Genomic DNA, 6,590 nt, shown 5'->3' with positions numbered 1-6,590 from the left:
GTCATCTCACCCGAGCCGGTGTTGACCCCCGAGGTGCTGGCGCTGGCTCGCGAGGTCGCCGCGCGCTGGGCGGGCACGCCGGCCGATGTGCTGCGGCTGGCCATCCCACCGCGGCATGCCCGCACCGAACAGGCCGAGGTGCCACCCGCCCCGGCGCTCCCGGCCATGGACGAGGCGTGGGCGCAGCGCTGGGCCGACTACGAACCTGGTGCGACCTTCATCTCGGCCCTGGCCGAGCGGCGTTCCCCGCGCGCGGTGTGGGCGGCGATGCCGGGCACCGACTGGTACCCGCCGATCGCCGCTGCCGTGGCCACCACCGCGGCGGCCGGCCGCGGCGCGCTGGTCGTCGTCCCGGACGCTCGCGAATTGCGCCCGCTGGGCGCGGCCCTGGACGCAGTGCTCGGACCCGGCCGGCACGTCGCGCTGACCGCGGATCTCGGCCCGGCCGAGCGGTACAAACGCTGGTTGGCGGTGCGCCGCGGCCAAATCCGCGTGGTCATCGGTACCCGGGCAGCCATGTTCGCCCCCGTCGCCGACCTCGGGTTGGTGGCATGTTGGGACGACGGCGACGACTTGCACGCCGAGCCCCGCGCGCCCTACCCGCACGTGCGTGAGGTGCTGTGCATGCGGGCCCACCACGGCGACGCGGCCGCCCTGTTCGGCGGGCACGCGGTCACCGCCGAGGCCGTCGGGCTGGTGCAGAGCGGCTGGGCCCGCATGCTCACCCCCCATCGCGACGCGCTACGCGCCCGCACCCCAAGGGTGCGCGTCGCGGGCAGCGACACCGAATTGGCCCGGGACCCCGCGGCCCGCGCGGCCCGGCTGCCCAGCGAGGCCTGGCAGGCGGCACGGGCGGGGCTGGCCGAGGGTCCGGTGCTGATTCAGGTGCCCCGCCGCGGCTACCTGCCGGTGGTCGCCTGCGTCCGCTGCCGGACCCCGGCCCGGTGCACCACCTGTCAGGGCCCACTGGGACTGGGCTCGTCGGAATCCGGGGCCCGCTGCGGGTGGTGCGGACGGGGCGCGGAGGGCTGGACCTGCCCGGAGTGCACCGGCACCGCATTTCGCGCCCTGGTCATCGGCGCCGCGCGCACCGCGGAGGAATTGGGCCGTGCCTTTCTTGGTACCCCGGTGCGCATGGTCGGCCCCCCAAGCGTCAGCGAGGGAGCCCTCTTCACGGGCAACGGTCCGGACGAGATCCCGGCCGGGAGCGCACTGGTCGTGGCCACCCCGGGCGCGGAGCCCACGGTGGCCGGCGGCTACGCGGCAGCGCTGTTGCTGGACGGCAACCTGATGCTCGGCCGTGCCGACCTACGCGCGGCCGAGGAAACGCTGCGGCGCTGGCTGAACGCCGCCGCGCTGGTGCGTCCGGGCGGCACGGTGGTGCTGATGGCCGAGGGCAACACCCGGGCCGCGCAGGCCCTGGTGCGCTGGGATCCGTTCGGCTTCGCCACCCGGGAGATCGACGACCGCACTGCGGCCGGTTTTCCGCCCGCCGTCCGGCTGGCCACGCTCACCGGATCGTCCGACACGGTCCAGGAGATGCTCACGCTGGCCGCACTGCCCACGAATACCGAGATCCTCGGCCCGGTGGCGGTGCCCGGTACGGCGTCCCCGACCTTCCGTGCGGTACTGCGGGTGCCCCGTAGTCAGGGCATGGCGCTGTCCGCCGCCCTGCACGGCGCCGCCGGGGTGCGCAGCGCCCGCAAGTCCGGCGCCGCGGTACGCATCCAGATCGACCCGGTCGAGATCGGCTGACGCCTCGTCACCTGCCGCACGCACGCCCACCCGCCTAGACTGCCCGCCAAATACCTCTCGATCAGGAGCGATGTCGCGCGTGGCGATCCAACCCATCCGCTTGTTCGGCGACCCGGTGCTGCGCAGCCCGGCGGCAGCGGTGACCGAGTTCGACACCGAACTTCGTCAGCTCGTCGCAGACCTCACCGACACCATGCAGGAGGCCCCGGGCGCCGGGCTGGCCGCGCCGCAGCTCGGGGTGAGCCTGCGGGTGTTCACCTATTGGGTGGACGGCGAACTCGGGCACGTGGTCAACCCGGCATTGGAGCTCTCCGAGGAGCAGCAGGATGGCGGCGAGGGCTGCCTGTCGCTGCCCGGTCTCAGCTTCCCGACCACCAGGGCGCTGAGCGTGGTGGCCACCGGCCAGAACATGTACGGCGAACCGATCACCCTGGTCGGCTCGCACCTGCTGGCCCGCTGCGTGCAACACGAGACCGACCACCTGGACGGCATCCTGTTCATCGACCGGCTCGACGACGAGACCCGCAAGCAGGCCTTGCGGGCGATCCGCGAGGCGCAGTGGAACGGCGAGGACGCGCCCCGGGTGCGGATCTCGCCGCATGCCACCGCCGGACGCGCCACCTGAGATGAGAGTGCTGTTCGCGGGCACGCCCGAGGTGGCGGTGCCGTCGCTGCACGCACTGCTGGACTCCCCGCACGAGGTGCTCGGCGTGCTCACCCGTCCCGACGCACCGGCCGGTCGCGGCCGCGCCCTGACGCCCAGTCCGGTCGCCCGGGTCGCACTGGACACCGGCCTGGAGGTGTTGCGCCCGCCGGGACCACGCGACCCGGAGTTCCACGCGCGGCTGAGGAAGCTCGCGCCGGACTGTTGCCCGGTCGTCGCCTACGGCGGACTGCTGCCGGAATCGATCCTGGCCATCCCCGAGCACGGCTGGATCAACCTGCACTTCTCCTTGCTGCCCGCCTGGCGCGGCGCCGCCCCGGTGCAGCACGCGGTGATCGCCGGGGACGAGGTCACCGGGGCCAGCACGTTCCGGATCGTCAAGGAACTCGACGCGGGCCCGGTGTTCGGCGTGCTCACCGAGACCATCGGTCCCGACGACACCTCCGGTGACCTGCTGGACCGGCTCGCCGTGGCCGGCGCCGGGCTGCTGCTGGCCACCCTGGACGGCGTCGAACAGGGCCGGTTGGAGCCGCTGCCCCAATCATCTGACGGAGTGTCATTCGCGCCGAAGATCACCGTGGACAACGCCCGTATCGACTGGACCGCGCCCGCCATGCGGGTGGACCGCCTGATCCGCGGCTGCACGCCGAACCCGGCGGCGTGGACCGTGCGCGGGGACGACCGGCTGCGCATCGGTCCGGTGACACCGCGACCGGATCAACGCGACCTGAAGCCCGGCGAGTTGCTGGTCGGTCGTAAGGAGGTGCTCGTCGGCACCGCCACCCATGCCGTGCTGCTCGGCGAGATCACCGCGCCCGGCAAGCGTCCGATGCCCGCCGCGGACTGGGCCCGCGGTGCCCGCATCGAATCCGGCGACCTGCTCGGCACCGACTCGTGACCCCGCCCCGACGCGGGCGCGCGGCGGCCGCGACCGCGCCGCGGCGACCCGGCACCCCGGCCGACCCCGCACGGCGCGCCGCGTTCGATCTGCTGGTCGCGGTCCGGGAACGCGACGCCTACGCCAACCTGGTGCTGCCGCAACTGCTCCGCGAGCGCGGGCTGACCGGCCGGGATGCCGCGTTCGCCACCGAACTGGGCTACGGCACGTTGCGCGGGCAGGGCAGCTATGACCGCGTTATCGACGCCTGCGTGCAACGGGCGCCGGAGCCCGCGGTGCGTGACGTGCTGCGCCTGGGGGCCCATCAACTGCTCGCCCTGCGCACCCCGCCGCACGCCGCGGTGTCCTCGTCGGTCGCGCTGTGCCGGGCCGCGGTCGGCGAGGGCCCGGCCGGCTTCGTCAACGCCGTGCTCCGGCGGGTCGGCGAGCACGACCTGGACGGCTGGGCCGCCCGGCTGGCGCCCGCCCGCGACGTCGACCCGGCGGAGTATCTGGCGTTCCGTCACGCCCACCCGCGCTGGGTGGTCGCCGCCTTCGCCGACGCGCTGGGCGGGGACTGGGCACAGACCGAGGCGACGTTGGCGGCGGACAACGAGCCGGCCCGGGTCACCCTGGTCGCCCGTCCCGGCCGGGCCGACCGGGACGACCTGCTCGCCGCCGGCGCCGCCCCCGGCCGCTGGTCACCGCTGGCCGCGGTGTTGCCGGGCGGGGACCCCGCCGCGCTCGACGGGGTTCGCACCGGCGCAGTGGGCGTACAGGACGAGGGCAGCCAACTGGTCACCCTGGCGTTGGCCAACGTCGACGTGGACGGCCCGGACGCCCGCTGGCTGGACACCTGCGCCGGGCCCGGCGGCAAGGCCGCACTGCTGGCCGGGCTGGCCGGCCAACGCGGCGCCCGGCTGCTGGCCGCTGACCTCGCCCCGCACCGCGCCCGCCTGGTCGCCGCCGCGCTGGCCGGCGGCGCTGCGTACCCGGTGATCGCCAACGGCACCGCCCCGGCCTGGGCGGACGCCACATTCGACCGGGTGCTGGTGGACGCGCCGTGCACCGGCCTGGGCGCCTTACGCCGGCGTCCCGAGGCCCGTTGGCGTCGCCAGCCCGGCGACGTCGGTCGGTTGTTCAACACCCAACGCGATTTGTTGGTTCGCGCGCTGGCCGCGGCCCGTCCCGGCGGTGTCGTCGGCTATGCGACCTGCTCGCCACACCTCGGGGAAACCCACGGCGTGGTGCGGGCCGCCCGCCGCGTGTCCGAGCAGGACGGGGTGACCACCGAGTTGCTGGATGCCGCCGCCCACCTGCCGGGGGTGCCCGATGCAGCGGACGGTCCCTTCGTACAACTCTGGCCCCACCGGCACGGCACCGACGCGATGTTTCTGGCGTTGCTACGCCGCACATCCTGAATCAGCCGGTGAGCGCGCCGCTCAGTTCTTCACTCACCGCCGCGGGCGCCGCAGCAACGGCCGGGTTGGGTGCCGGTGCCAGCAGCGCGCGGCCCATCAGCCACGCCGACCCCGTCGCGATCACGACCCCGGACAGCGCCGCCACGTCGCGCCAGGCCTCGGCCACGTCAAGGTTGATGGTCGCGTAGGTCGGCCAACCGGCCCACAACTGCCAGGCCGAGAATGCGCACGGCACGATCGGTACCGCCAAGAGTGCGCCGTGCAGACCCCATCGGCGCACGGCCAGCGCGAGCAGCGCCCCGCCGAGCATCTCGCCGTAGTTGACCGGCACCCACCACAACGGGAAGTCGGTGCCGACCCGCCACGGCTGGTGACCGTAGTAGTCGTAGGCGCTGGTGATCACAAAGCCCTCGAGCACGATGTTCATCACCGCCTGCCCGAGCAGGCAGTAACCGAAGATCCGCCAGTTGCGGGTCTGGAACACCAGATAGAAGACGTAGCAGGCGACGCCGGCGAAGCCGGTGTAGACGAACATCGCCCAGTACGGGTACTGCACGGGCTGGGCCAGATCCCCGAATTCGGTCCACGCGATGTGGTTGCCGTGGTGGAAGCGCAGCTTGCCCAGGGCGTCCCAGATCGGTTCGTTGAGGTTGCACGCGACGCTGCCGACCAGGCACAGCGCCAGGATCGGAGAGCGCCGGACACCCAATAGGTACAGCGCCCACAGCGCGAACAACCCGGCCATGACCGCGGAGACGAGCACGAACGCGTCGGCTCGGTCGGCGGAGATCGTCGGTATCCGGGTGATGTCCCGGTCCATCGGCAACAGCACGGCGATCATGGCCACATTCCTCGGAAGTAGGGACCGGGCACACCGGCCCGGGCGTAATCGCCCTTCGGGTCATACACCTTGGTGTTCACGTACGGCCAGGGCTTGGCCAGGGAGTCGCCGCTGTCGGTGAGTCGGAACGACGCCCACACCGCGTTGTACGGCAGGTAGGCCAACGCGGAGAGCACGATGCCCACCACCACCTCCCTGGCCATGGATCGACGAGGGCTGTCGGCGTCGCGGCACAGCAGCACCGCGGTCACCGCAGTGAGCACCGACAGCGTGAGCGTGTCCGTCCACGGGTACTGCCAGGCGGTGCCGCCGCGCACTGCCGCCCAGCCGGGGATCTGGGTGTAGGTCCAGTACTCGATGCGCACCATGAACAGGTTGACCAGCACCAGGTTGATCGGCAGGGCCACCACGTAGGTGACCACGAAGGCCGTCCACCGGGGATGGCGCAGGAGATGACGGCCGAGCAGGCGGACCACGGCCAACGCCGGTCCGAGGAACAGGTACGGGTAGGCGACGGTGTTGATCAGCGGTTCGACGGTGGGCGAGACCGAGAAGAACCACCAATTCGTGGGGTAGTGCAACAGCTCGGGGTTCATCGCCGCGGACGATGTCCAGTTGGCGAAAGAATCGGTGAGCAGACCCATCACGAACAAGGCCGCGAGTACCGGCAGCGCCGGATGCAGCCGGCCGTGTCGACGTGACCAGACTCCGAACCAGGCCAGGAACAGGCTGGTCGCGATCACCGTGGCGATCTGCACCAGCGCGATCCAGTGATCGAACCCCCACAACGACGGGTGGGACTCCGGTACCGGACGGGTGGTCAGAATGCGTCCGCCCGGTCCGCGTTGCGCGGTGGCCAACACCAACACCAACACCAGCAGCGCGCTCGCCGCGCCCAGCCCGATCAGGACAGGGGTCGGTGCCGGTCGTCGGGCGACGCCGGGACGCGCGGTGTCGAGCACGACGGCCACAGCGCCGAGACTTCTCCCCGCGCACCGGACTTGTCAATGCATAAATAATCGTGGACGCGAC

At 72.6% G+C, this 6,590-nt stretch carries 6 protein-coding genes; 4 read left to right on the top strand and 2 right to left on the bottom strand.

Annotated features, from left to right (window positions below):
- The 4 genes from VGJ14_08180 to VGJ14_08165 form a co-directional block, all read left to right on the top strand.
- Positions 1–1,755: primosome assembly protein PriA (locus VGJ14_08180; protein ID HEY2832385.1), on the top strand; the 1,755-nt coding region annotated here is incomplete at its 5' end.
- A gap of 79 nt (positions 1,756–1,834) precedes the next feature.
- Entirely contained in the window at positions 1,835–2,380 is a 546-nt protein-coding gene (gene def / locus VGJ14_08175) for a peptide deformylase (protein HEY2832384.1), read from the top strand.
- Between the two features lies 1 nt (position 2,381).
- Positions 2,382–3,317: a methionyl-tRNA formyltransferase gene (gene fmt / locus VGJ14_08170; GenBank protein HEY2832383.1), complete on the top strand. Its 936-nt coding sequence runs from the start codon at positions 2,382–2,384 to the stop codon at positions 3,315–3,317.
- Entirely contained in the window at positions 3,314–4,717 is a 1,404-nt protein-coding gene (locus tag VGJ14_08165) for a transcription antitermination factor NusB (protein HEY2832382.1), read from the top strand. Before fmt ends, VGJ14_08165 begins: the two co-directional genes overlap by 4 nt.
- Position 4,718: 1 nt before the next feature.
- Here the strand turns inward: VGJ14_08165 and VGJ14_08160 are convergent, their stop codons facing one another.
- On the bottom strand, positions 4,719–5,558 hold the full coding sequence (locus VGJ14_08160; GenBank protein ID HEY2832381.1) for a hypothetical protein: 840 nt from the start codon (positions 5,556–5,558) through the stop codon (positions 4,719–4,721).
- The gene (locus VGJ14_08155; protein HEY2832380.1) at positions 5,555–6,529 is read right to left on the bottom strand and encodes a spirocyclase AveC family protein; all 975 of its coding nucleotides are present in this window, start codon (positions 6,527–6,529) and stop codon (positions 5,555–5,557) included. Before VGJ14_08155 ends, VGJ14_08160 begins: the two co-directional genes overlap by 4 nt.
- Positions 6,530–6,590 lie beyond the last annotated feature (61 nt).

This window comes from Sporichthyaceae bacterium (genome assembly GCA_036493475.1).
Lineage (GTDB): Bacteria > Actinomycetota > Actinomycetes > Sporichthyales > Sporichthyaceae > DASQPJ01.
The sequence above is the reverse complement of the archived record's forward strand: the minus strand, read 5'-3'. Positions and strand labels throughout refer to the sequence as shown.